20 protein-coding genes and 1 pseudogene are annotated in these 22,184 nt (G+C 62.9%); 17 read left to right on the forward strand and 4 right to left on the reverse strand.

Annotated features, from left to right (window positions below):
• Positions 1 to 8: 8 nt before the first annotated feature.
• Positions 9 to 1,787: an IlvD/Edd family dehydratase gene (locus RH91_RS19315; protein ID WP_010164925.1), complete on the reverse strand. Its 1,779-nt coding sequence runs from the start codon at positions 1,785 to 1,787 to the stop codon at positions 9 to 11.
• 213 nt (positions 1,788 to 2,000) lie between these two features.
• Here RH91_RS19315 and RH91_RS19320 point away from each other — a divergent pair, with 213 nt between their 5' ends.
• The 3 genes from RH91_RS19320 (at position 2,001) to RH91_RS19330 (ending at position 5,065) form a co-directional block, all read left to right on the forward strand.
• A complete protein-coding gene (locus RH91_RS19320) occupies positions 2,001 to 2,945 on the forward strand; it encodes a Gfo/Idh/MocA family protein (protein ID WP_010164927.1) in 945 nt (314 codons plus the stop codon).
• Between the two features lie 69 nt (positions 2,946 to 3,014).
• Complete coding sequence (locus tag RH91_RS19325; RefSeq protein WP_010164928.1) at positions 3,015 to 4,064, forward strand: hypothetical protein; 1,050 nt, start codon at positions 3,015 to 3,017, stop codon at positions 4,062 to 4,064.
• A complete protein-coding gene (locus RH91_RS19330; protein ID WP_010164929.1) occupies positions 4,061 to 5,065 on the forward strand; it encodes a glycoside hydrolase family 43 protein in 1,005 nt (334 codons plus the stop codon). The genes RH91_RS19325 and RH91_RS19330 overlap by 4 nt, the downstream gene beginning before the upstream one ends.
• 534 nt (positions 5,066 to 5,599) lie before the next feature.
• Here the strand turns inward: RH91_RS19330 and RH91_RS19335 are convergent.
• Together RH91_RS19335 and RH91_RS19340 are read right to left on the reverse strand one after the other, a co-directional pair.
• A complete protein-coding gene (locus tag RH91_RS19335) occupies positions 5,600 to 6,199 on the reverse strand; it encodes a hypothetical protein (protein ID WP_198283310.1) in 600 nt (199 codons plus the stop codon).
• Between the two features lie 143 nt (positions 6,200 to 6,342).
• The gene (locus RH91_RS19340; protein WP_232283607.1) at positions 6,343 to 7,329 is read right to left on the reverse strand and encodes a LysR family transcriptional regulator; all 987 of its coding nucleotides are present in this window, start codon (positions 7,327 to 7,329) and stop codon (positions 6,343 to 6,345) included.
• On the opposite strand from RH91_RS19340, the gene RH91_RS19345 reads away from it, so the two are divergent.
• The 12 genes from RH91_RS19345 (at position 7,317) to ctrA (ending at position 20,174) form a co-directional block, all read left to right on the forward strand.
• Positions 7,317 to 8,111 (forward strand): DODA-type extradiol aromatic ring-opening family dioxygenase, encoded by a 795-nt coding sequence (locus RH91_RS19345; RefSeq protein WP_010164932.1) that lies wholly within the window; start codon positions 7,317 to 7,319, stop codon positions 8,109 to 8,111. The genes RH91_RS19340 and RH91_RS19345 overlap by 13 nt on opposite strands.
• Positions 8,112 to 8,130: 19 nt before the next feature.
• Positions 8,131 to 8,748, forward strand: coding sequence for an FMN-dependent NADH-azoreductase (locus RH91_RS19350; RefSeq protein ID WP_010164933.1), 618 nt, complete (start codon positions 8,131 to 8,133; stop codon positions 8,746 to 8,748).
• 192 nt (positions 8,749 to 8,940) lie between these two features.
• On the forward strand, positions 8,941 to 9,306 hold the full coding sequence (locus tag RH91_RS19355; RefSeq protein ID WP_010164934.1) for a glutaredoxin domain-containing protein: 366 nt from the start codon (positions 8,941 to 8,943) through the stop codon (positions 9,304 to 9,306).
• Positions 9,307 to 10,106: 800 nt separating this feature from the next.
• Positions 10,107 to 11,018 carry an AraC family transcriptional regulator gene (locus RH91_RS19360; RefSeq protein ID WP_010164935.1) on the forward strand — a complete coding sequence of 304 codons (912 nt, stop codon included), beginning with the start codon at positions 10,107 to 10,109 and terminating at the stop codon, positions 11,016 to 11,018.
• Positions 11,006 to 12,034, forward strand: coding sequence for an ABC transporter substrate-binding protein (locus RH91_RS19365; RefSeq protein ID WP_232283609.1), 1,029 nt, complete (start codon positions 11,006 to 11,008; stop codon positions 12,032 to 12,034). The genes RH91_RS19360 and RH91_RS19365 overlap by 13 nt, the downstream gene beginning before the upstream one ends.
• A gap of 9 nt (positions 12,035 to 12,043) precedes the next feature.
• Positions 12,044 to 13,549, forward strand: a complete 1,506-nt coding sequence (locus RH91_RS19370; protein ID WP_010164938.1) for a sugar ABC transporter ATP-binding protein — start codon at positions 12,044 to 12,046, stop codon at positions 13,547 to 13,549.
• On the forward strand, positions 13,536 to 14,516 hold the full coding sequence (locus RH91_RS19375) for an ABC transporter permease (protein WP_081469590.1): 981 nt from the start codon (positions 13,536 to 13,538) through the stop codon (positions 14,514 to 14,516). Before RH91_RS19370 ends, RH91_RS19375 begins: the two co-directional genes overlap by 14 nt.
• An 8-nt stretch (positions 14,517 to 14,524) precedes the next feature.
• The gene (locus RH91_RS19380; RefSeq protein ID WP_029624088.1) at positions 14,525 to 15,598 is read left to right on the forward strand and encodes an alcohol dehydrogenase catalytic domain-containing protein; all 1,074 of its coding nucleotides are present in this window, start codon (positions 14,525 to 14,527) and stop codon (positions 15,596 to 15,598) included.
• A complete protein-coding gene (locus tag RH91_RS19385; RefSeq protein WP_010164942.1) occupies positions 15,595 to 17,130 on the forward strand; it encodes an FGGY-family carbohydrate kinase in 1,536 nt (511 codons plus the stop codon). Before RH91_RS19380 ends, RH91_RS19385 begins: the two co-directional genes overlap by 4 nt.
• 179 nt (positions 17,131 to 17,309) lie before the next feature.
• Positions 17,310 to 18,665, forward strand: a complete 1,356-nt coding sequence (locus RH91_RS19390; protein ID WP_232283610.1) for a carbohydrate porin — start codon at positions 17,310 to 17,312, stop codon at positions 18,663 to 18,665.
• 51 nt (positions 18,666 to 18,716) lie between these two features.
• Entirely contained in the window at positions 18,717 to 18,899 is a 183-nt protein-coding gene (locus RH91_RS23260; protein ID WP_157137034.1) for a hypothetical protein, read from the forward strand.
• Positions 18,900 to 19,466: 567 nt separating this feature from the next.
• Positions 19,467 to 20,174, forward strand: a complete 708-nt coding sequence (gene ctrA, locus RH91_RS19395; RefSeq protein WP_010164946.1) for a response regulator transcription factor CtrA — start codon at positions 19,467 to 19,469, stop codon at positions 20,172 to 20,174.
• A 201-nt stretch (positions 20,175 to 20,375) separates the two neighbouring features.
• Here the strand turns inward: ctrA and RH91_RS21815 are convergent, their stop codons facing one another.
• Positions 20,376 to 20,771 carry a MucR family transcriptional regulator gene (locus RH91_RS21815; RefSeq protein ID WP_010164948.1) on the reverse strand — a complete coding sequence of 132 codons (396 nt, stop codon included), beginning with the start codon at positions 20,769 to 20,771 and terminating at the stop codon, positions 20,376 to 20,378.
• A gap of 47 nt (positions 20,772 to 20,818) precedes the next feature.
• On the opposite strand from RH91_RS21815, the pseudogene RH91_RS21820 reads away from it, so the two are divergent.
• Positions 20,819 to 21,574 (forward strand): annotated as a pseudogene (locus RH91_RS21820) (IS5 family transposase).
• Between the two features lie 235 nt (positions 21,575 to 21,809).
• On the forward strand, positions 21,810 to 21,947 hold the full coding sequence (locus tag RH91_RS22625) for a hypothetical protein (protein WP_157137035.1): 138 nt from the start codon (positions 21,810 to 21,812) through the stop codon (positions 21,945 to 21,947).
• The last annotated feature ends 237 nt before the right edge of the window (positions 21,948 to 22,184 follow it).

Consider the following 22,184-nt stretch of genomic DNA (forward strand, 5'->3'; position numbering starts at 1 on the left):
CGGCGCGATCAATGGCTGTCCCGCGGCAGTCCCTGCTGCGCGATCCGCTGATATTTGACCGCCGGCTCGAGTACCGCGCCGGTATCGAACTGGCCGACGATACCACGCTGGATTTCCTGCCACGGGGTTTGCGACGCCGGGGCGAGCGTCTGTTCGACGGCCGTGAGCGCGTTCCGGCGCCGCGTCATCTCCGCCTCGGAAACAAGCAGATCGACGCGCCGCGTCTTGAGATCGATCCGGATCCGATCACCGGTCTCGGCCACCGCCAGTCCCCCGCCGACTGCAGCCTCGGGCGACGCGTTGAGGATCGACGGGGATCCGCTCGTCCCCGATTGCCGCCCATCTCCGATGCACGGCAGCGCGTGGACGCCGGCGCGGATCAGCGCGGCGGAGGGTCGCATGTTGACGACCTCGGCGCCGCCGGGATAGCCGACCGGCCCTGCCCCGCGCATGATCAGCACAGACTTTTGGTCTAGCTCCAGTGTCGGATCGTCGATCCGGTGATGATAATCCTCGGGCCCATCGAATACGACGACGCGGCCTTCGAACGCCTCGGGGTCCGCCGGATTGCGCAGATAGCGGTCGCGAAACTCTTCTGAAATGACGCTGAGCTTCATCACCGCGCCGTCGAACAGATTGCCGCCGAACACCGATAGCCCCGCGGCCGGCATGAGCGGGTCGGCAAGCGTCCGGATGACGTCGACATCCACAGTCGCCTTGCCGCCGACATTTTCGGCGACGCTCTTGCCGTTGCACGTCACGGCTTCGCCGTCGATCTCGCCCGCGGCGAGCAACATCCCCATGACAGCGGGCACGCCGCCGGCGCGATAATAATCCTCGCCGAGATATTGGCCCGCCGGCTGCAGATTGACGATCAACGGCACGTCCGACCCCACCACCTCCCAGTCCGCCAGCGTCAGCTCGACGCCGATGTGGCGCGCGATTGCGTTGAGGTGGATCGGCGCGTTGGTCGATCCGCCGATCGCCGAATTGACCTTGATTGCGTTGAGGAACGCGGCGCGGGTGAGGATGTCGCTGGGCTTGCGGTCCGCATGGACCATCTTGACGATCTGCCGCCCGGTCTCCCAGGCGCATTGCTGCCGATCGCGGTACGGCGCCGGGATCGCCGCCGAGCCGGGTAAGGACATGCCCAGCGCCTCGGTCAGCGAATTCATCGTTGTCGCGGTGCCCATCGTGTTGCAGAAGCCGGTCGAAGGCGCCGACGAAGCGACGAGCTCGATGAAGCCCTTATAGTCGATCTCGCCCGCCGCGAGCAGCTCGCGCGCTTTCCATACGATCGTGCCCGATCCGGTGCGCTCGCCATTGTGCCAGCCATTGAGCATCGGCCCGACCGACAGCGCGATCGCAGGAATATTGACCGTCGCCGCCGCCATCAGCGCGGCAGGCGTGGTCTTGTCGCACCCGATTGTCAGCACGACGCCGTCGAGCGGATAGCCGAACAACACTTCGACCAGCGACAGATAGGCGAGGTTACGGTCGAGCCCGGCGGTCGGGCGCTTGCCCGTCTCCTGCAGCGGATGCGTCGGGAATTCGATCGGAATACCGCCCGCATCGCGAATGCCGTCGCGGACGCGCTCGGCGAGCACCAGATGGTGGCGGTTGCACGGCACAAGGTCGGAGCCCGACTGCGCGATGCCGATGATCGGCCGGTTCGACTGGAGTTCTTCCAGGCTAAGCCCGTAATTGAGATACCGCTCGATATAGAGCGCGGTCATGTCGGGATTGGCGGTGTTGTCGAACCATGCGCGCGACCGCAACTTCACCATGCCGTCGCTCACTTTACGACGCTCCCGCGCCGCGCGGTTGAATAGCCGACCATCTTCGCCTCCCCAAGCTACACCTGCGTGCCGAGCGCGCGGCAACGCTTTTGCGGTTGATAGCCCAGCGACCTATCGATAGAAAGCCGATTTATCGGATAAAAGAAAATCGCGGAGAGATAATGCGGCTGCCGAGCGAGTCCCGCGAGATCGGTTCATAAGATGACGCCTCTTCGAGCAGAGCCGTGGCGACTCGGTATCGTCGGCGTAGGCAAGATCGCGCGCGACCAGCATCTCCCAGCGATCGCCGCTTCCGACGACTTCGTCCTCGTCGCCGCCGCGAGCCGCCATGCCGCGCTCGACGACCATCCTAATTTCGCAAGCATCGAAGCGATGCTCGCCGACGGGCCCCCGCTCGACGCGGTGTCAATCTGCACGCCGCCCAATGGTCGTGATCGTATCGTCCGCGCGGCGATCGCGGCGGGCAAGCATGTGATGATCGAAAAGCCGCCCGGCGCAACGGTGAGCGAGGTCGCTGCGTTGCGCAGGTTCGCCGCCGAACGGGGGGTGACCCTCTTTGCCAGCTGGCATTCGCGCGAAGCCGCGGGCGTGGATGCGGCCCGCGACTGGCTCGCACGGCGCACCGTGACACACGTCGCGATCCACTGGCGCGAAGACATTCGCGTCTGGCATCCCGGACAGGAGTGGATCCTTGCAGCCGGCGGCTTCGGCGTGTTCGATCCCGGTATCAACGCCGTGTCGATCGCGACCGGGATCCTCCCGCACGATCTCATCGTCGAGAGCGGCACGATCTTCGTCCCCGCCAATCGCGCGTCCCCGATCGCCGCGCAGATCGCGCTGCGCCTGACCAACGACGCGCCGGTGCTTCTCGATCTCGATTTCCTCCAAACGGGCACACAAAGCTGGACTATCACGGTCGAGACGACCGGCGGTACGCTTCACCTCAACGAGGGCGGCAAGCGCCTCTTCATCGATAACGCCGAAATAGCCCTTGGCGCCGACGCTGGCGAATATCCGCGCCTCTATGACCGCTTCGCTGCGCTCGTCCGCGCCGGCCAAAGCGACGTCGATCTGCGTCCGCTACAACTTGTCGCGGACGCCTTTCTCGTATCGCGCCAAGAACGTGCTCAGCCTTTCGATTTCTAACAGACACGCTAGACATGACCCATATAATCGTATTTGTATGACTTAAAGATAGAGGAGGGATTTGGAGCGATGCGTCTGGTTCGATCGATCGTGCGCGCCGGGTTGGGCGTAGGTCTGGCCTTGGCCGTGGTCTCCGGCAGCGGGGTGGGCGCCCAGGTCGCTCCGGGCGGGCCGGTCACGCCGTATGTCGATCCCGCGAAGGCCTATCTCTTTCTCCACATGACCAAGGAACACTACGGCGTCCTGTACTATTCGGTCAGCCTCGACGGGCTGCACTGGCGGCAGGTCAACGCCGGCAAGCCCGTCTCGGCCGACTATCATGGCCATGCCTCGGTGGCGCGGGGCGGCGACGGGCGCTATTATCTCGTCGGCAACAAGGGCGACGATGATCCCCTGATCCACTTCTGGGTCTCGGACGATCTGGTGCGCTGGACGCCCTATGGCACCTATCAACCGGACTTGCAGGCGGTCCCTGGGTATCCGCACCCGCTGCAGCGGATCGGAGCACCGAAGCTCTTCTTCGACAAGCCGTCGGGCCAGTTCCTGCTGACCTGGCACACGCCCAGTCTCGAAGGCTCCGAGGAAGATCCCGAACGCTATTGGGGCAGCCAGCGCACGCTGTACGTCCAGTCGAAGGACCTCAAGACCTTCGCCGCGCCGCCACGCCGGCTGTTCGCCTGGAACATGGCGACGATCGATACGATCATCACGCCGAACGACGATGTCAAAGGCGGCTATTGCGCGATCATCAAGGACGAACGCTACCCATCCTACGCATGGACCACCGGCAAGACGGTACGAATGAGCTGCGCGGCCAAGCTGCTTGGCCCTTATCCGCTGCCCAGTCGCCCGCTCAGCCCCAACTTCCGCGAAGCGCCGACGCTGATCCGGGCGCCGAGCGGGAAGGAGTGGATGCTGTATTACGAGCAATATGCCGGCACCAGCTATGGCCTGTCGATGGCACCGAAGCTCGCCGGGCCGTGGTTCCAGGTGTCGGGCAATAGCGGCGTGCCAGAATGGAATCGCTACGAGATGCCCGCCGGGCTGCGCCACGGATCAATGATCGGCATCTCGCGCGCGCAATATGACGCGATCGTCGCCGCATTCCCGGACAAATGAACGTGACTCGGATCCGCTCGCTCGCGCTGCTGAGCATCGTCGGGCTGGCGGCGCTGGCTCCGCCGGCCACGGCCGCCGAGGCCCGCGGTGCCGCAACGGAAATTACCAATCCGCTGCTGCCCTCGGGGCCCGATCCGTGGATCGTCCGGCAAGGCAAGACCTATTTCTACATGAACACGCTCGGCGACCGCCTGGCGATTCGCAAGACCAGGGACCTTGCGCGACTGGCGGATGCACCGGAGGTCACGGTGTGGACGCCGCCCAAGACCGGCGCAAACGCGCAATCGATCTGGGCGCCCGAACTGCACCGGATCGGCGGCGCTTGGTACATATTTTATACCGCCGCCGAGAGCGGGCATGACGACGATGCGCATCGCGGCATCTTCGTTCTGGAGAGTAGCGACGCGGACCCGACGCGCGGGACATGGATCGACCGCGGCCGCCTGAAGACGGCGCACCCCGGCATCGATGGCACAACCTTCAGCCATGGCGGCAAACGCTATTTCGTCTATTCGCCTTATGTCGGGCCAGACAGCGAACTCGCGATCGTCGAAATGGTCAATCCGTGGACATTGGTCGGAGCGGAAAGCATCATCGCGCGCCCCGATCGCGACTGGGAGCGCCGCGGCGGACGGCAGATACTCGAGGGGCCCGAATTTCTGGCCGGGCCGAAAGGCGACCTCTTCCTGAGCTACTCCGCCAGCGCGTGCTGGTCGGACGATTACGCGATCGGCTTACTCAGTGCCCCGAGCGGGAGCGATCCGCTCGATCCCGCAGTCTGGCGCAAGGCACCCCGCCCGGTGGTGGCGAAGGCCCCTGCCGCGGGGATCTACGCGCCGGGCCATAATGGCTTCTTCACCGCCGCCGGCGGACGAGAGACCTGGATCGTCTATCATGCAAATCCCGCGCCTGACATGAAGTGCACGGCAAAACGCGCGCCCCGGATCCAACGCGTCAGCTGGTCTGCGCAAGGAACGCCAATCTTCGCTCCTCCCCGCTGATCTGGTCGCTCCCTTCCGCGATGTTGCTCCTGTAGCCAAGCCCGTAGCCCATCGTTGCGACCGAAGCCCCAAACTTGCCCCATTTTGGATCTCATCATGTCAAGCATGAAGCCGTTTCTCGGCAGCGCTTCGGGCGGCGAGGTTGATCGACCGCCGTCGCGACGACCCACTTGTGGACATTCGAGCGCCCTTTCCCACCTTCGACTTCCGGCCATTCATTCATCTGTGAAACGGCAGCTTTCCAACGGCTGAATTCGCTCTTTGTGCGACCTAGGAACGGCGGTTAGCTGCCATCCGCCAGCGAAGGCTTGGCGCTTATCAACTCATCACCAACGTGCCGAACAAACCCAACAAGGATTCTGCCGTAACATTCGCTAAGCGCAAAATATTAGAAAATGCGGCGCCCGTTAGACTTGCAAGGACGCTCTATTGCCAATGCCTCGTGGATCTGATTTCGATTAGCGAAGTCACGACATTCGATCTCCGATACGCCGCCTCCTGCGTAAGGAATGCGGCTTGGACGCAGTTATGAGGTCAGAGGATCGCCGTCATGAAGGTCGAATGGATCACCAGTTCAATCTGAGGGTTCGCCTTCATCTTCGCGGAAAGGTACTGCCGCTTGTATCCGGTATTAAACATGTACCGCGTGACACCGCCCTCAATCACGCCGATGCTTCCGCTCAAGATCATGATGTCGAGCAGGCGATTGATGTCGTCGGCGTTATTGATTCTCTTACCGCAGAAGTACCTAAACTTCTCAGACGTTAATCCGTCGCTCTGGGAAAGCAACTCCAACAACAGCTCCGATCCCTTGGGTAGAAGATCCACAATCTCGCGATCAAGGTCCTTAAGGACTTTCCACCCCAGCTCGTTGAGTGCTGCGAAGTAGTCGTCCTCAGTTATCGACTTCCGATTGAAGATGATGGCACGCCTTCGCGCCGTCTCAAAAAGGCGGATGAATGCGTTCTCCAGCTTCTGGAAGCCTGCAGTGAGCCTTGAATCCCGATAAGTCCTGACCTTATCCTTCTCGATTATCTTGTAGGCGATTTCCAACCAGAGGACGTACTCCCAGACGGCGGCGATGACCTCCTTCCGACCACCGAAGGCCAGCTGATCGAGAATGAACTCCTTCATTTTGACCAACTAGTATCCATCCGAATAAGTTCGATGACGATACAGGTCGGACTCCGGGGCGCCGATCTACCCCCAGAACCCCTCATTCAGCCCATCCCCCGCCGCGGTGGCGAGGAGCGATAAGCCATTGCCGGATGCGGTGTTCACGGCGACGATAGGCGCTGCCGCAGCCTGTCCAGCAGCCAGCGCCCGGCGGGACCTAGCGCGCGGTCCCGCCGGTGTGCTGCATAGATCGTGAGTCCCTCGCGAGGTGTTGGGTCGTTCTCGATATCCAACCCGACCAATCGTCCTTGCGCGACGTGAGCCGAGACGAGGTGACCGGGCATTCGGCACCAGCCGAACCCCGCAAGCAGGAAGTCGAGCCGTCTACCAAGGTCGACGAAGCGCCAGAGACGCGCTCCTGCAACTCCGTAGGCCGGACCGCCGGGATCCACCGGGTCGGACAGCACCAGTTGGACGTGGGATTCGAGATCGCCGCGCGTGGCGGGACGTCCGAGCGATGCCAGTGGATGCTCTGACCCGACCACCGGCTGCATCGCGATCCGGAGCAGCGGGTAGGCGGCGATGTCGTCGGGGATGTCGGGCAAGAGCAGGCAGATCGCGAGCGCGGTGGATCCGCTGCGTAGGCGCCGGAGCGAGCCGCCTAAACCTTCCGTTGAGAAGGTGACCGGAAGGTGCGGGAAGGTGTCGCTGAGCGCGCTGAGGCTGTCGATCAGCGGCGCGGTGGGCACGAGAGGATCGATCGCCAGCGCGAGTTCGGGTTCAAGGCCGTTCCGGGTGCCTGCCGCAACCGACTCGAAGCGGGCGGCGCTCGCCAGCACCATCCTCGCCTGGTCCACAAGCACGCGACCGACTGCCGTCAGCTGCGGCTTGTGGCCGCTGCGGTCGAACAGCGCCACGCCCTGAATCGCCTCAAGCGTCGCGACCGACTGGCTGATCGCCGACTGCACGCGCCTCAGGTCGCGACCTGCGGCGGAGAAGCTCCCGGTATCCGCGATGGCGACAAGTACACGGAGCTGGTCGAGGCTAAGATTACCAAGCACTATCACCCCCGCCGATGGAAACGATCGGAAATTGATCGCTCCCAGGCTGTGGCTCAGCTGCCTACATCGGTCAAATGCAACCGACATTCTTTATCAACCACGGCGGTGGTCCCTGCTTCTTCCTTGATCCGGGCCCAATGCGGGATACCTGGACCGAGCTGGAGGACTACCTTCGCGGCTTCTCCGGCACGCTGGAGGAGGCACCGCGCGCGATCCTCGTGATATCGGGCCACTGGGAGGAGCAGTGCCTGACGGTGAACGCCGGCGCCGCGCCGCAGCTTCTCTTCGATTACAGCGGCTTTCCAGCCCACACCTACCAGCTGACCTGGCCGGCTCCCGGCTCTCCGGACATGGCGTTGCGCGTCCTCGAGTTGCTTGGGCAAGCGGGGATCGAGAGCAGGGCGGATAGGTCGCGTGGCTGGGACCATGGCGTGTTCGTGCCTCTCAAGGTAATGTTCCCCGCTGCGGACATCCCTACGGTTCAGCTTTCCCTGCAGCACGGGCTCGATCCCGCCCGGCATGTCGCGATCGGACGCGCCCTGAAGCCGCTGCGCGACGAGGGCGTGCTGATCGTGGGCAGCGGCCAGACCTACCACAACATGAGGGGCTTCATGGGCGGGGACGGCGGAGCCGATCCCCAAGCGGAGGCCTTCGACGACTGGTTGCGCCGGGCGATGGTGACGGGCGAAACGCGCGATAGTTCGCTGGCCGAATGGGCGCAGGCGCCCGGGGCGCGGCAGGCCCAGCCGCACGAGGACCACCTGCTGCCGCTGATGGTGGCGGCCGGCGCCGCGTCCGGCGAGGCCGGACACATCGCTTTCCATGGCCACGCTCTTGGCAAGCCGATCTCCGGCTTCCGCTTCGGTTAATTTATCAGGAGAACTACAAATGACCCAACTTCTCGTCGTCGAAACCAGTCCGCGTGGCGCGCAATCCATCTCGCGCACCATGACCCGTCGTTTCGTGGCCGACTGGCAGGCCGCCCATGTTGGCGGCCAGGTGGTCGAACGCGACCTCATAACCACCGATCTGCCGTTCGTCACCGCGCCATGGCTTCAGGCCTACTTCACGCCCACAGAGATGCACTCGCCCGAGATGAAGGAGACGCTACGCCTTTCCGACGAGCTCGTCCGCGAGATCCTGGCCACCGACCACCTCGTCATCGCAACGCCCGTGTACAACTACAACGTGCCCGCCGCGCTGAAGGCTTGGGTAGACCACATCGTCCGCAAGGGCCTGACCCTCGGGTTTGACGGCAGCGGCCTCGTCACCGGCAAGAAGGCAACCGTGCTGATCGCATCCGGAGGCGTCTACACCGAAGGATCTCCGATCCGCGACCGCGACATTGCCGCCCAGTATCTGCGGCTCATTCTCGGCGTAATAGGCATCACCGACGTGACGATCGTCGCGGGAGGCGGAGCTAAGGTCGTCGACATGGGCGAGCGGACGATGGACGGGTTCGTCGCAACCCTCGAACCCGAGATCGCCACAGCGGCCGGCGCCTGACCCAGACCGTCTTGGGACCTCCAAAACGATCGGACACTTCGTGCGTATCCTGCCGTGCACGGAGCGTCCGCGCCAGAAACGTCATTAAACTCCGGGCCGGCCACCCTTCGGCTTGCCGCAGACCCATGCCTCTGACCGGGCTCCAACTGTTGCTTCAGTCGGCCAATGTAACCATCGACAAATGACAATCCCGTGACCGCAGCTTCGACGAAACCCACGATATACCTGAAGCACAACTGCCCGTTCTGCCTCAAGCTCAGGATCTTCCTGACGGAGTCTCGTATTACGCCAAACGCAGAATACATCGTCTTCGACTACGGCGACGACACTCATCTGAAGCTGCGAGCGCGGATGGAAGCCGTAGGGCAGACCGCGACGTTTCCGGCGGTGGAGTTCGAAGCCGGCAAGCTCGCTACAGGCACCGATCATCTTATCGAACGGTTCGCATCGACCGCGGATCACGCGTACTCCGACACGCCCCTGCTCGCATATTATGTAGATGGCGTGTTCTCCAGCTACATGGACATGTTCAAGCAGTTGCGACAGTTGAATGCATAGCGCAGTAGCTGCCCGTCTTTGTCTGTAAGATCGCTCGCAAGATAGCCGCGGTTCCGCGAATGACCGCTTGTTCGGCAACCACTAAGCGAAATACCGTGAACGCTTTTGAGAGCCCGTCTAGCGTGTTCAGCGTTTCGGCTTGATGGATTCCGCTCTTGCTTTCACCGCTTCGGTCCGTGATGATTGTTGCCCCGCACGACCGCTGAAGAATGTCCGCAATCATGCGCTACATGCGCGACAGAACCGAGGTCGCAAACGGAAATCCAGCTGGCGCGAGGCAATTTATTTTGACCGATGTACGTCGACATGGAAACTATAAAGGTCAGTTCGCGTGTTCATGATGATCTAGCCTGTTCGAAAGCGGTAAACACTTTCGGTGGTCTGAAATCAGCGTTTCTACAGACTGGAGTAGATCGAACCGTAGTCGGTGTGCCCGGTATCGCGTCGAGGACCTTGCCTACTTCAGCGGAGATCGTAATAATGTCGGCAGACAGATATCGTCTGGATCAGACTGCGAGGTTAAGAGACGGTGCTGAACCATATTCCGGGCAAGGAATAGGAGCAGACTGTCCCCGCAGCGAGCGCTGACGCGTTCGTTCCGGGCGAGGCAATCAGCAGCTACCGGACTGCAAAAAAGTATCGGTGCGGCTCAAAGAGGGCAGTAGAGGATGGGTAAGATCAAGGCGTAACTGTCCCAATGCAGAAGCGGGAGAGAGATCCGGCTCGCCAAGGGAGAGGCTCGTGAACGTGAGCGACAAGTTCGGGACAGGCGCGTGCGACAAAACGAGGGTCACCAACTAATGGTCGCCCAGCCCGCAACGGTTGCGTCCCAACCCGATCTCGAGGTCGTTGCCGTCTCGACGAGTCAGTCCTTCAAGGCCTGGGCGCACGGCTACCCCTATAAGACGGTGCGCTGGCACTTTCACCCGGAATATGAGCTTCATCTAGTGACGGCGACGACCGGCCGCGCGTTCGTCGGCGATTACATCGGCCCGTTCGCTCCTGGAGATCTCGTCTTGACCGGGCCCGACGTCCCGCACAACTGGCTGAGCGACGTCGCACCCGGGACCGTCATACCCGAACGTGGGCTCGTCCTGCAGTTCTCCCAAGATTTTGCTGACCGGTTCCTCGCGCTCTTTCCTGAGACTGACGCGATGCGCGGCATCCTCACGGACGCCGCGCGGGGGATCCGGTTTGCCTCAGGCACAAGTTCCCAGGTAGAGCCTGTCTTCCGGCGCCTTTTGAATGCGTCGGGACCGGGTCGCCTCGGCGCGTTCTTCGATCTGATGGACGTGCTCAGCCGGTCATCCGACCACCGTCTGCTCGCGAGCGTCAGCTACCAGCGCGATCCGAAGGGTCTCATGGCGCAGCCCATGAACTTCATTCTCGCTCACATCGCGGTCAACCTTGTGGAAGAGTTGCGCGAAGGCGATCTGGCTGCGCTGACGGGCATGTCGGCGAGTACGTTCTCACGTCATTTCCAGCGCGCGACTGGGAGCAATTTCGTCTCCTACGTTACCGAGATGCGAATCAACCGAGCGCGAGAAATGCTGGCGCACGACGAGCGGCCGATCATCGAAGTCTGCTTCGACGTCGGCTTCCAGAACCTGTCAAACTTCAACCGCCGGTTCCGCGCGATGACCGGAATGTGTCCGCGCGAATACCGCAAGCTGCGGCGCGAGAACGCCGCCGAGCCCGAGTGGGCCAGCTGACTATCAATCTGCCGGCGACGAACCGACCGGCGACAACAGGGAGGATGATCATGGGTATCGTAAATCGTAGCTCGACGCGGATCGCGCTCGGCATTTCCGCCGGGGCGCTGATGGCGTCGGCGCTTGGCGGCTGCTCGCAGCAGAGTCCCGGCAGTCAGCCGGAACGGAAGACGGGCAAGCCGCTCAAGATCGGCATGTCCTTCCAGGAGCTCAACAACCCGTACTTCGTCACGATGCGCAAGGCGCTCGAAGACGCCGCCGTGACCGTCGGGGCGACTGTCGTCGTGACCGACGCCAAGCACGACGTTACCAAGCAGATCAGCGACGTCGAGGACATGATCCAGCAGAAGGTCGACGTTCTGCTCGTCAATCCGACGGATTCGGCCGGTATCCAGTCCGCCATCCAAGCAGCGCATGCCGCCGGACTGCCGGTGGTGGCGGTCGACGCCAATGCCGCAGGGCCGGTCGATGCATTCGTCGGCTCCAAGAACTTCGATGCCGGACGCATCTCGTGCGAATACATGGCGAAGGCCATCGGCGGACAGGGCGAGGTGGCGATCCTGGACGGCATCGCCGTCGTGCCCATCCTGGAGCGCGTCCGGGGCTGCAAGGAAGCGCTCGGCAAATTCCCCGGCGTGAAGCTGGTGGAGACGCAGAACGGCAAGCAGGAACGCGACGTGGCGCTGTCGGTCTCCGAGAACATGATTCAGTCGCACCCCAACCTCAAGGGGATCTTCAGCGTCAACGACGGCGGCTCGATGGGCGTCCTCTCGGCGATCGAGGCGAGCGGCAAGGACATCAAGCTCAGCTCGGTCGACGGTGCGCCAGAGGCAGTGCAGGCAATCGCGAAGCCAAACTCCAAGTTCATCGTGACCGCGGCCCAGTTCCCGGGCGACATGGTGCGCATCGGGCTCGCCATGGCGCTCGCCAAGAAGTGGGGTGCCACCGTTCCGAAGGAGGTCCCGCTCGACGTCAAGCTCGTCGATGCCGCCCAAGCCAAGACCTTCCACTGGTGATATGACGCGATGACCACCCCCGCGCTCCAACTCACGTCCATCAGCAAGGCCTTCGCCGGCGTGCCCGCCCTCCGGGACATCGATCTCCAGGTCGAGGTCGGCGAGGTCCATGCGCTGCTCGGCGAGAACGGCGCGGGGAAGTCCACGCTGATGAAGATCCTCTCGGGGATCCACCAGCCTGACGCCGGAACCGTCGTGATCGACGGGCTCGAACGACGCTTCGCCGGCTACGGCGACGCGGTCGCGGCGGGCGTCGGGACCGTGTTCCAGGAATTCAGCCTGGTCCCCCACCTCAACGCTGTCGACAACATCTTCCTCGGTAGGGAGAAGGTGCGCCGCGGCGCACTCGACAGGCCGGCGATGAAGCGCCGAGCGACCGAACTTTTCGAACGGCTCGGCGTTTCGATGGATCTCGGCGTCGAGGTCCGACGCCTGAGCGTCGCACAGCAGCAGTTCGTCGAGATCGCGAAGGCGCTGGCGCTCGATGCCCGTATCCTGGTCCTCGACGAGCCTACCGCGACATTGACGCCGGCGGACACCGAGCACTTCTTCGCCACCGTCCGGACGCTGAAGGCCCAGGGTGTCGCGGTCATCTTCATCTCGCACCACCTGCACGAGATCTTCGAGATATGCGATCGGGTCACGGTCATGCGCGACGGCGCCGTGGCGGGCCACCGCGAGGTCGTCGCGACCGACATCGATGACCTGGTGTCGCTCATGATCGGACGGCGGCTGGAGACGAGCTTCCCTCCGCGCGCCGGCACCGCCGGCCAGGTGCTTCTCTCGGTCGAGGATCTGCAACTCACCGCACGCTCGCCCGTCAATTCGTTCACCGTCCGCCGGGGAGAGATCTTCGGCTTCGCGGGCCTGGTTGGTTCGGGGCGGACCGAGACCGCACTCGCCGTCGTCGGCGCCCTCGACGCACATCGGAAACGGATCGTCGTCGATGGTCACGAGGTGAAGATCGCGAGTCCGGCCGAAGCCCTGTCCGTAGGCATCGGAATGCTTCCGGAGGATCGGAAGACCCAAGGGCTGGTGACCAGCTTCTCGGTCCGGGACAACATGTCGCTTGGCAACGAGCGCCACTATGCGACACGCGGCCTCCTTATCGACCGCGGTCGCGAGGATCAGGCCACACGGGCGATGATGGACAGCCTCTCGATCAAGGCGTCCGGACCTTTCGCACGGGTCGAGAACCTCTCAGGCGGCAACCAGCAGAAGGTCGTCATCGGTCGCTGGCTCAACCAGAACGCGCGGATCCTCTTCTTCGACGAGCCTACCCGAGGCATCGACGTAGGCGCCAAGTTCGAGATCTACCGGCTCCTGCGCGAGCTGACCTCCCAAGGCTACGCGATCGTGCTCATTTCATCCGAGATCGGCGAGATCGTCGGGCTATGCGACCGCGTTGCGGTCTTCTCACAAGGCAGCATCATGGCGACATTGGAATCCTCGGAGCTCTCGCCCGAGACGATCATGCTTCATGCGACAGCGGAGGCGCGGCATGTCGCAGCCTAACCGCTCAGCTTTCACGCCCGGCACAGGCGTCCCTGGCCTGCTGCGAAGCCTTACCTCACCCTCGCCCACGCTGTACGCGCTCGCCGGGCTTCTCGTCGTCTGCGTGGTGATGTCCCTGGCCAGCTCCACCTTCCTGTCGGCGGACAACATCGCGAACATCCTGCGGCAGGTATCGATCAACGCGCTCATCGCCGTCGGCATGACCTTCGTGATCCTGACCGGAGGCATCGACCTCTCGGTCGGCGCGGTGATGGCGCTTGCCGGCACCGTGACGGCCGGCCTGCTGTCCGGCGGTCAGCCCGGAATCGTCGCGATCCCCGCGGGGCTCGGCATCGGCCTGCTCGTCGGTCTGGGCAACGGCACCTGCGTGGCGCGGCTCGGAATGCCGCCGATCATCGTGACCCTGGCGACCATGGGGATCTGCCGTGGTCTCGCGCTGCTCTACACCGGCGGCTATCCGATCGCCGGGCTACCCGAATGGATGCGCTGGATCGGCAACGGCTCCGTCATCGGGCTTGCCACGCCGGTCCTGATCATGATCCTAGTTTACGCGCTCGGGGTCTTCGTGCTGGGACGGACGCCGTTCGGACGTCACGTCTACGCGCTCGGCGGCAACGAGCAGGCCGCGCGCCTCTCCGGCATACGCGTGCCCCGGACCAAGCTCGTGATCTACACGCTCAGTGGCCTCACGGCGGCGCTCGCAGGGTTGGTCCTCACATCGCGCCTCATGAGCGGCCAGCCGAACGCGGGCGAAGGGTTCGAACTCGACGCGATCGCCGCTGTCGTCCTCGGCGGTACTTCGATCGCAGGTGGGCGCGGTTCGCTGGCCGGAACCCTGATCGGCGCCCTCCTCCTCGGAGTCCTGAACAACGGCCTGAACATGATGGGGGTCAACCCGTACATCCAGACCGTCGCCAAGGGCCTCATCATCCTTCTCGCGATCTACATCGGCCGCGAGCGTCGCTAGGAATCGCAATGACACAGAAAACCATGACGGCGGTCGTCTGCCACGGCCCGAAGGATTACCGCGTCGAAGAGATCGCCCATCCCACGGCGGGCGCGCTCGAGATCGTCATCCGCGTGACGGCCTGCGGCATCTGCGCGAGCGACTGCAAATGCTGGTCGGGCGCGAAGATGTTCTGGGGAGACGATCCCTGGGTGAAGGCGCCAGTCGTACCCGGCCACGAGTTCTTCGGCGTGGTGGACGAGCTCGGCGAAGGTGCCGGCGAACATTTCGGCGTCGCCGTCGGCGACCGAGTGATCGCCGAGCAGATCGTGCCGTGCGAACGCTGCCGCTACTGCCGCTCCGGCCAATACTGGATGTGCGAGGTCCACAACATCTTCGGCTTCCAACGCCTGGTGGCCGACGGCGGGATGGCGCAGTTCATGCGCCTGCCGCGAACGTCGCGCGTGCACCTCATCCCGGCCGAAATTCCGGACGACGACGCGGTGATCATCGAGCCGCTCGCCTGCGCTCTCCACACCGTCCGGCGCGGAACGATCGGCTTCGAGGACGTGGTCGTGATCGCCGGCGCGGGACCGATCGGCCTGATGATGGTGCAGGCGGCAAGGCTCCAGACCCCGCGCAAGCTGGTGGTTATCGACATGGTCCCAGAACGGCTGGCGCTCGCGACCACGTTCGGCGCCGACGTCGTCATCAACCCCGCGACGGACGACGCACTCGCGATCGTGCGCGGGCTGACGGACGGTTACGGCTGCGACGTCTACATAGAGGCGACCGGATCGCCTGCCGGCGTCGTGCAGGGACTAAACCTCATCCGCCGCCTCGGCCGGTTCGTGGAGTTCTCCGTGTTCGGGAGCGACACCACGGTCGATTGGTCGATCATCGGGGACCGGAAGGAGCTCGACGTCCGTGGTGCGCATCTGGGCCCCTACTGCTATCCGATCGCGATCGACCTGCTCTCACGCGGCCTGATCACGTCCAACGGCATCGTCACGCACAGGTTTCCTCTGATCCAATGGGCGGAAGCCATCGCGGTCGCCGACTCCTTGGAGTCGATCAAGGTCGTGCTGAGCCCGTCGACATGAGCGACACCTATGTCATCGGCGTCGACATCGGCACCCAGAGCACCAAGGCGCTGGTCCTCGACGCATCCGGTCAGGTCGTGTCCGGCCACGACATCGGCTACGCCCCCTCGACACCGCGCCCGCTCTGGGCGGAGCAGGACGCGACGGTCTGGCTTGCTGCGGTTCGCGACGCGGTCGCGGGCGCCGTCGAGCGGGCTCGCGCGAAAGTGCCAGGCCTGCGTCCTGCGGACATCGCCGCCCTATGCGTCAGCAGCCTTTACGGAGGGTCCGGAGTTCCCGTCGACGCGAACGGCGAACCGATCCATCCCTGCCTGATTTGGATGGATCGGCGCGCGGAGATGCAGGTCGCTTCGGTCCGGCGCGACATCGACATGGACCGGCTGAAGGCGATCACCGGCAACGGCGTCGACAGCTACTACGGCTTCACGAAGATGCTCTGGCTTAGGGACGAGCGGCCGGACGTCTGGGCGAGGACCAACCAGCTCCTTCCTCCGAACGCCTACGTGATCAGGGCCATAACCGGCGCTACGGCCGTCGACCACTCGTCGGCCGGCAACATCGGCGGCATCTACGACCTGGCTGCGCGGACGTGGTCCGCGGAGATGCTGGCCGCGCTCGGCATCCGGCGGGACATGCTGCCAGAGCGGCTTGTGGGATCCACCGAAGTCGTGGGCGGGCTTTCGGCCCGATGGGCTTCCGAACTGGGTCTGGCCGAGGGGATGCCCGTGGTCGCGGGCGGCGTGGACGCGGCGGTGGCGACCTTCGCGGCCGGCGCGATAGAGCCTGGACACCATGTCGCGATGATCGGCACGAGCATGTGCTGGGGTGCGGTCACCCCGTCCATCGACGCCCGTCACGGCCTCGTCAGCTTCCCCAACGTCGTCAACGCGGATCGAGACCTCTACGCGTTCGGAGGCGCGATCACGGCAGGGGCCGCCGTCACCTGGTTCAAGACGCAGTGCTGCGACGTGCCCAACCATCCCGCCTCGCTCGCCGCGCTCGACGCCGCCGCCGCCGAGATCCGGCCGGGGTCCGACGGGCTGGTCTTCCTCCCCTACCTCATGGGAGAGCGCAGTCCGATCTGGGACGCGCGCGCCAGCGGCTCGTTCGTGGGTCTGAGCCTATTCCACACGCGAGCGCACATGTACCGCGCCGTGCTCGAAGGCGTGGCGTTCGCCCTGCGGCACAACATGTTGGCCGGCGCGGACGCTGTCGGCACGCTAGAAGAGGCACTGACGGTAGTCGGCGGCGCGGCGCGCTCGGACACGTGGCTACAGATCATCGCAGACGTCACCAACCGACCCATCCGCTCCATCGCGCAGAACGTGGAGGCGGCGCTCGGCGCCGGTCGTCTCGCCGCTCTGGGCATCGGTCTGCAGTCGCTTGGCCACGCCCGCTGGCACGATCTCGACGACCGCGCGACGCCTGACGCATCAGCGGTCGAGATCTACAACAGGCAGTTCGAGATCTACCGCGGCCTGTATCCGTCGCTCAAGCCGAGCATGCACGCGCTCCACCTGCCGGACGGCTGAGTCCGGCCGCCAACCTCCACGGGGCAGCCAGAAACATAACGATAGACCGACGCCGCAAAGCCCCGCGGTGGCGAGCGCATTCGCGCGCCGGTCGTCGACAGGAAGGAAAACCCGAGATGATACGCGAACTCATGACGACGACGGCGGCGGTGCTTGCGGTTAGCGCGACCACGCCCGCCTTGGCGCAGACCGTCGCGCCGACCGCCTCCGCCCCGCAGACGCGTGACAAGGCCCCGGGGGACCAAAGTCTCTCTCCCGTCCAGGACCTGCCGGCCCCGGCGGCACCCGCGCGCGTGCCGGAAGGCGAGCAGCCTTTCCCGCAGTCGGACTATCTGATGGGCGATCTTGGCGGCATCCGTAACAGCCTCGCCGCCCGGGGCGTCAGCCTGTCGTTCGGCCTGGTCAACGAGGTGGCCTACAATCCGGCAGGCGGCACGAGCGAGAAGGTCGCCTACGCGGACCAGCTATCGTTCGCCGTCAAGGCCGACATGGGCAAGCTCGCCGGGCTCACCGGCGGCGTCTTTACCCTGAACATCAGCGATCGCAACGGCAAGAACCTGAGCGACATCGGCCAGCTCGGAACGCTGCAGGAGGTGCAGGAGATTTTCGGCCGCGGGAACGTCGCTCGCATATCGGAACTATCCTACGCGCAGGACCTGTTCGGGGGCACCTTGAACGTCAAGGGCGGCCGTCTGGACATCGGCGACGACTTCATCGCGTTCTCGTGCAAGTTCCAGAACCTCACCTTCTGCTACTTCACACCCGACCACATTGCCGGCGACAACTTCTTCGCCTATCCGGTCAGCCAATGGGCCGTCCGGGCGAAGCTGAAGCTCGCCAAGGACGTGTCGCTCAAGGTGGGCGTCTACGACATCAACACGAAGCTCGCCGACAAGTCCGGCGGCTTCAGCTTCAACACGTCGCGCTCGATCGGTTCCGACACGATGACCGAAGTCGCCTGGACGCCCAAGCTGGGCCCGGCGGGACTTCCAGGCACGTTCAAGGGCGGGTTCTGGTATTCTAGTGCCCGACGGAGCGACCTGTTCCTCGACGCCAACGGGCTGCCCCAGGTCGTCACTGGCACCAGTCCGCTGACGCACAAGGGCTATTTCGGATATTGGCTGCAGGCTCAGCAGCAGCTCACTGGCGGACGGGACGGCTCGTCCAGAGGACTGACGGCGTTCGCGAACTTCGTGCAGACGGACCACCGCGTCGTCGCGGTGAACCAGGTGATCAACGTCGGCCTCTTCTACGTGGGTGCCTTCGCGAGTCGTCCGTTCGACGAGATCGGCATCGCGGTCGGCCGCTCGCGTGTTAGCGACGTCCTGCGGCATGCGCAGCTGCTGCGCAACGCCACCTTCAACCTCGCCGCGCCGGTCCAGCGGTCGGAGATCCCGGTCGAGGTGTATTACAGCCTCAACATCGGTAAGGCGATCGCGATCCGACCCAACGTCCAATACGTCAGGCACCCTGGTGGAACGGCGGCAAACAAGGACGCGGTCATTCTCGGACTCAAGAACGTGATCACGTTCTAGCCTCCGCGAGCTGTCCCGAGCGGCATTCCGGTCAAAGGAGGTGGCTCGGAGATGTGGATCGGCGCCGAAAGCGGGACCCCGGTAGAATTTCCCCAAGCTATTGAATCTGCGTCGAAGCCTTACATAGCTGGTGGCCCAATCGGCGCCGATCCACAGTTTCCGCAGCATAACGACGCCCGAGCCCAAGTGCGTTTCGATGTAGGTATCATGGGCATGTTCGCGATGACCGCCTGATAGGCCCAGTTGACCGCCTTTGATTTGAGAAAACCCAATTCCAAATCGATCCCGAAAATAGTTTGGGGGAGAAGTCTGTCCCTACGATCGAGCCGTCGATCGGCGTCTCGCTCTACCCTCTCAGCAGGGCCCAGCCCCCCGCAACGCCCCCCGATTGAACGCCAAACAGACGAAGTTTTTCGGCGAGATCGATGTCGATCTGGCTGTCGCAAAAATCTACCTTTTTTTGCCCACGCCCATCCCTCGCGTCCTAACCAATCAAGGTTAAGGTCGTATTGATGAGGGCAAAATCTAATGCGTTCTCCGTGACGATCTGCATCGTCCCTCGAAAGCGATGCAGCCACGTTCCTTCGTCGACAGCCAGCGCTTTGATAAGCTCTGCCCCGTCCATCACGGGCAACGATCTCGACCGTATTCTGGTCGCTCCCGCTCGCCGAAGACAGGATCCTCCCATAATGGGCGCCTCGATTGCGCCGCCCCGCACGCGACTTGAAGTTACGATGATATTAACTGTTTTGGTCATAGACGGTTTGCCCGGCGAGACTGGACCTTTGAGGAGACAGAGCGATGCGCATCCTGCTGATCGAGGATGAACCAACGACCGCGAAGAGTATTGAACTAATGCTGTCGATCGAGGGGTTTAACATTTACACGACCGATTTGGGCGAGGAAGGCCTCGATCTCGGCAAGCTCTACGATTACGATATCATCTGCCTCGACCTGAACCTGCCGGATATGCACGGCTACGACGTGCTGAAGAAGCTGCGCGCGGCTAAGGTACAGACGCCGGTTATGATCCTCTCCGGTATCGGCGAAATGGACTCCAAAGTCCGCGCGCTGGGCTTCGGTGCCGACGACTACATCACCAAGCCGTTCCACCGCGAGGAAATGATCGCCCGCATCAATGCCGTCGTAAGGCGTTCCAAGGGCCACAGTCAGTCAGTCATCCGCACCGGAAAGCTGGCGGTGAACCTGGATGCGAAGACAGTGGAGGTCGACGGTAGCCGCATCCACCTGACCGGCAAGGAATATGCGATGCTGGAGCTGATGTCGCTACGCAAGGGTACGACGTTGACGAAGGAAATGTTCCTTAACCATCTCTATAACGGGATGGATGAGCCAGAAATCAAAATTATCGATGTATTCGTTTGCAAACTACGCAAGAAGCTAAGTTTGGCGTGTGGCGGTAATAATTACATCCAAACGGTGTGGGGACGCGGTTATGTACTACAAGATTCGCAAAGTACAGAAACACTGCTCAACCTCGCTGCCTGATCTAACCCGGTAACCCTCACTCGCGAAGCTATCGCGAGTGGACGGATCACATTGTACGTCCGTTGCACCGATCATGGTTCGTGTCTCAACGGTCGTGCGCCTGCCACATTGATCCGTCTCGCACAATATAAGCCGGAAAATGCCCTTTATTGCAGGTTCGGGCGATCATCATTACGAGCTACGACATCTAACCGGCCTCGGTCACTCTGCTTCGCCGGATGCGTCTGCCTTAACTTTTCGGCGAGGTTTCGCTGACGCGGTCTCAGGCGTCGGCTCTGCGGGGAGTATGGAACGCTGACCCAGTTTCCGACCCAAACCAATTTTCATTGCCATAGCGCGACGCACTTCGCTGTAGCCTTCCGATACCATGGGATAATCGGGTTTAAGGCCGTAGCGCTCCCGGTATTCCTCGGGCGTCAGACCGTTCATCGTCAGGTGACGTCGCAATGCCTTATACGGCTTGCCGTCGATTAAACTTACGATATAATCGCGATTTGCAAGCGACTTTCGAATCGATACCGCAGGGGTATATTCGGAAGCCAATGCCCCCGGCCCGCTGCCGTCTGAATCTGACGATAACTTAGGGTCAGGACCCATTGATGTGAGAGGCGCGATCTGATTCAGGCTCTGCGAGGAGACTGGCGATGAGCGACCTGTATTGGCTGACCGACGAGCAGATGGCGCGGCTGGAGCCGTACTTTCCCAAGAGCCACGGCAAGCCCCGGGTTGATGATCGGCGGGTGTTGAGCGGCATCGTTTTCGTAAACCGCAACGGGGCGCTGGTGCGATGCACCCAAGGAGTACGGACCGCACAAGACCCTCTACAACCGTTGGAAGCGGTGGGGCGAGAGAGGCGTGTTCCTGCGCATGATGGAAGGACTGGCCGCTGCGAGCGCCACGCCCAAGACAATCATGATCGACGCGACCTATCTCAAGGCACACCGGACGGCATCGAGCCTGCGGGTTAAAAAGGGGATCTCGGGCGGCTCATCGGTCGCACCAAGGGCGGCATGAACACGAAGCTCCACGCCGTCACCGACGCGAACGGTCGCCCACTGAGCTTCTTCATGACCGCTGGCCAGGTCAGCGATTACACTGGCGCTGCAGCGCTGCTCGACGATCTGCCCAAGGCGCAGTGAATGCTTGCCGACCGCGGTTACGATGCAGACTGGTACAGGGACGCTCTTCAGGCAAAGGGCATAATGCCCTGCATTCCGGGACGAAAATCCCGAAACGTTCCCATCAAATACGACAAGAGCCGCTACCGAAGCCGCAGCCGCATCGAGATCATGTTTGGTCGCCTGAAGGACTGGCGCCGTGTCGCCACCCGTTACGATCGACGCCCGACGGTCTTCTTCTCCGCCAACGCGCTCGCTGCCACCGTCATCTTCTGGCTCTGATCAACAAGTCCTGAGCCTAGTCTGATGGCAGTGGGTAAGCTATCCGATACGGCCAGGCTTTCGGTCAGCGACCCAGCAACAGTCCTCAGACAGATTGAGGGCAGGGCCAGTTGGCCACGCCGATGCCTCCGCCCACCGCAAACCATTGCTAGGATCGGAACGTCACCAAAAGACCTTGGTTGAGCCGTTCGTGTCAGCCAAAAACGATATTGCAGTGCGTGCGCGAGCATCCGAAATGATCAATCGCTTCGCCGAGCGAGCGGCTGATGAGGCGTCGTTCCAGGTGAACTCCAAAATTGCCGAGAATGATGTCGATGGCGCGCTTTCCATGGACCAAGTGCGTCGGGCGATCATCCAACTTAGTAGGCGCTGAATTTCCGCTCGTTGTAGGCGGGCTAAAGTCATCCGACGCCAATCGTCAGCTACTAGCTTCGTGCGTCGCGAGAATTTCGCAAGGCTGTGAAGTATGGTATTGTCGACGCGGGACTCCGGACCATCTCATCTTCAATAAGCGGTGCGGTTTAACGGCCCGCTCCAGCGTCAATATAAGAAAAAACGGACTATCTGCAAACCGCCAAACCCAGCCTTTCAGGGTCACGACTCATAGATT

Origin of the sequence: Sphingomonas sp. PAMC 26617, from assembly GCF_000242835.1 — a bacterium.
Taxonomy (GTDB): domain Bacteria; phylum Pseudomonadota; class Alphaproteobacteria; order Sphingomonadales; family Sphingomonadaceae; genus Sphingomonas.

Bases quoted from the DNA above. Each gene is read 5' to 3' on its own strand.
- RH91_RS19315 (WP_010164925.1), bottom strand. From the start codon at position 1,787: ATGGTGAAGTTGCGGTCGCGCGCATGGTTCGACAACACCGCCAATCCC.
- RH91_RS19320 (WP_010164927.1), top strand. From the start codon at position 2,001: ATGACGCCTCTTCGAGCAGAGCCGTGGCGACTCGGTATCGTCGGCGTA.
- RH91_RS19325 (WP_010164928.1), top strand. From the start codon at position 3,015: ATGCGTCTGGTTCGATCGATCGTGCGCGCCGGGTTGGGCGTAGGTCTG.
- RH91_RS19330 (WP_010164929.1), top strand. From the start codon at position 4,061: ATGAACGTGACTCGGATCCGCTCGCTCGCGCTGCTGAGCATCGTCGGG.
- RH91_RS19335 (WP_198283310.1), bottom strand. From the start codon at position 6,199: ATGAAGGAGTTCATTCTCGATCAGCTGGCCTTCGGTGGTCGGAAGGAG.
- RH91_RS19345 (WP_010164932.1), top strand. From the start codon at position 7,317: ATGCAACCGACATTCTTTATCAACCACGGCGGTGGTCCCTGCTTCTTC.
- RH91_RS19340 (WP_232283607.1), bottom strand. From the start codon at position 7,329: ATGTCGGTTGCATTTGACCGATGTAGGCAGCTGAGCCACAGCCTGGGA.
- RH91_RS19350 (WP_010164933.1), top strand. From the start codon at position 8,131: ATGACCCAACTTCTCGTCGTCGAAACCAGTCCGCGTGGCGCGCAATCC.
- RH91_RS19360 (WP_010164935.1), top strand. From the start codon at position 10,107: ATGGTCGCCCAGCCCGCAACGGTTGCGTCCCAACCCGATCTCGAGGTC.
- RH91_RS19370 (WP_010164938.1), top strand. From the start codon at position 12,044: ATGACCACCCCCGCGCTCCAACTCACGTCCATCAGCAAGGCCTTCGCC.
- RH91_RS19375 (WP_081469590.1), top strand. From the start codon at position 13,536: ATGTCGCAGCCTAACCGCTCAGCTTTCACGCCCGGCACAGGCGTCCCT.
- RH91_RS19380 (WP_029624088.1), top strand. From the start codon at position 14,525: ATGACACAGAAAACCATGACGGCGGTCGTCTGCCACGGCCCGAAGGAT.
- RH91_RS19385 (WP_010164942.1), top strand. From the start codon at position 15,595: ATGAGCGACACCTATGTCATCGGCGTCGACATCGGCACCCAGAGCACC.
- RH91_RS23260 (WP_157137034.1), top strand. From the start codon at position 18,717: ATGTGGATCGGCGCCGAAAGCGGGACCCCGGTAGAATTTCCCCAAGCT.
- ctrA (WP_010164946.1), top strand. From the start codon at position 19,467: ATGCGCATCCTGCTGATCGAGGATGAACCAACGACCGCGAAGAGTATT.
- RH91_RS21815 (WP_010164948.1), bottom strand. From the start codon at position 20,771: ATGGGTCCTGACCCTAAGTTATCGTCAGATTCAGACGGCAGCGGGCCG.
- RH91_RS22625 (WP_157137035.1), top strand. From the start codon at position 21,810: ATGATCAATCGCTTCGCCGAGCGAGCGGCTGATGAGGCGTCGTTCCAG.